The sequence below is a fragment of the uncultured Halopseudomonas sp. genome (genome assembly GCF_963977355.1).
GTDB lineage: Bacteria > Pseudomonadota > Gammaproteobacteria > Pseudomonadales > Pseudomonadaceae > Halopseudomonas.
Genome location: NZ_CAXBOV010000057.1, coordinates 1 through 2215, shown reverse-complemented (window position 1 = coordinate 2215; position 2215 = coordinate 1). Strand labels below are relative to the sequence as shown.

2 protein-coding genes are annotated in these 2215 nt (G+C 57.5%); both read left to right on the top strand.

Translation table 11 applies throughout. The features are described from left to right. Positions 1–378: 378 nt before the first annotated feature. Entirely contained in the window at positions 379–1794 is a 1416-nt protein-coding gene (gene ccoG / locus AAC076_RS17300) for a cytochrome c oxidase accessory protein CcoG (protein ID WP_339848097.1), read from the top strand. Positions 1795–1858: 64 nt separating this feature from the next. After that, positions 1859–2215 (top strand): winged helix-turn-helix domain-containing protein (locus AAC076_RS17295; RefSeq protein WP_339848099.1); only part of this gene is annotated, 357 nt, incomplete at its 3' end.

Genomic DNA, 2215 nt, shown 5'->3' with positions numbered 1-2215 from the left:
ACGCCGCGCAACCTGATCGCGAAACTGGGCTACGCGCTCGGTTACCAGCGCGCGATCATAATCATCATAGTGGTACATAAGAACCTCAAGGCTGGGCTGCGCGCGCCCCGAAGAATACTTAGGCAGCAGGCAGCTCGGATCAGGTCTTCACTATGCGCAGCCAGGCGCTTACCAACCAGACCCAGATTCAGACAAAAAAACCGTATCAGATCGCAATTACAAAGGCTTCATGTGCCAACTAGAAGCAGTAGCAGACAGTCCTCGAACGTTTTATCCGAGTCAGTCTGATCTGCTTTTTTAAGAGCATTCTGAATCTGTTACCGAATCAGCTGGCCGCGCATCATGCCTCGTGTCTGATAACCAAGAGCCGTGATTGCCATGACCAGCCAGATTCCGATTAAAGACGTGACTGCCAAAAATAAGCAGCCGATCACCTTCGTACCACCCGCGCAGACCGGCGACCCCATCCATACCCGCAGCTTCACGGGGTTGTTCCGCAACCTGCGACTCACCGGCGCGGGTGCCCTCATATTATTGTTCTTTGGCACCGCCTGGCTGAACTGGAATGGCCATCAAGCGGTGCTCTGGGACCTGGACGCCAAGCAGTTCTATATCTTTGGTGCGACCTTCTGGCCACAGGATTTCATCCTGCTGTCGGCGATTCTGCTGATTGCCGCTTTCGGTCTTTTCTTCATCACCGTCTTTGCTGGACGCGTCTGGTGCGGCTATACCTGCCCGCAAAGCGTCTGGACCTGGATATTCATGTGGGCAGAGAAGGTCACTGAGGGCGAGCGGCACCAGCGTGTGCGCCTCGACGCTGCGCCCTGGACAATCAACAAGCTGGCACGGCGGGGAGCCAAGCACGGCATCTGGCTGGCCGTCAGTCTTGCCACCTCCATCGCCTTTGTCGGTTATTTCACCCCTGTACGCGAACTGGTCAGCGACATGCTGCACTTACAGTTGGGTGGGAGTACCGTCTTCTGGCTGTTCTTTTTCACCGCGGCCACCTACCTCAATGCGGGCTGGCTGCGTGAGAAGGTCTGTTTGCATATGTGCCCCTACTCACGCTTTCAGAGCGTCATGTTCGACGAACACACACTGGTAGTGACCTATGACAGCACCCGCGGCGAGTCGCGCGGTCCACGAAAGAAACACATCGACCACACGGCAGATGGACTTGGCGACTGTATTGATTGCACTGTGTGCGTCCAGGTCTGTCCTACAGGTATTGATATCCGCAACGGACTGCAGCTCGACTGCATCAGCTGTGGCGCTTGTATTGATGCCTGCAATAGCGTGATGGATCAAATGAACTACCCACGAGGGCTGATCCGCTATACCTCCGAGCGCGCAATGGAGGGCAGGCCCACACACTGGCTACGGCCGCGCCTGGTCGCTTATGCGGCAACGCTTCTGGTGGCGTTCGGCGGGCTAGTCTGGGGCATACAGACTCGCCCACTGATTGATCTGGACGTGAATCGTGATCGCGCCATTTTTCGCGAAAACAGCGACGGCGAAATTGAAAACCTCTATACCCTGAAGGTCATAAACAAAAGCCAGCAAAGCCGCTCATACACTGTTGCCCTCGGCGAGCCCGAGCGCTTCAAGGCTCTGGGCTTGGGCAAGGTCAACATCCCCGGCGGCGAAACGGCGGTAGTGCCTGTGCGCGTCAGCCGTCAGCAGTCAGGCGGTCGCGCTGGCAGCCAGCCATTGCATTTTGTTGTCAGCGATCTGAGCGACGCTGGCAGCAGCATACGCGATGCCTCCACCTTTGTTTCGCCAAAGGCGCGCTGAACTGCGCATGGCCACTGACGATGGCGTAGAGTATGTGCATGCTTCCAAACCCGCGCAGGACAGGATGAAACGCTACGAGAAATTCGCCGACGAGATCGCCGAGCTGATCCGTACCGGGGTTATCGCACCAGGTGAGAAGGTACCCTCGGTACGGCACGCCAGCCGCACCTATGGGGTCAGCCCCTCTACTGTGTTCCAGGCCTATTACCTGTTGGAAGACCGTGGCCTGATTCAGGCGCGCCCGCGTTCCGGCTACTTTGTTCATGCACTTGCCCGCCGTCAGCTGCACGAACCGGATATCGGTCAGTACGCCTCTGACAGCGTGGAAGTGGATGTCAGTGAGCTGGTGTTCTCGGTATTGGGCTCACTCAAGGACCCGGACATGGTCGCGTTCGGCTCGGCCTTCCCGAGTCCCAACCTG

Bases quoted from the DNA above. Each gene is read 5' to 3' on its own strand.
- ccoG (WP_339848097.1), top strand. From the start codon at position 379: ATGACCAGCCAGATTCCGATTAAAGACGTGACTGCCAAAAATAAGCAG.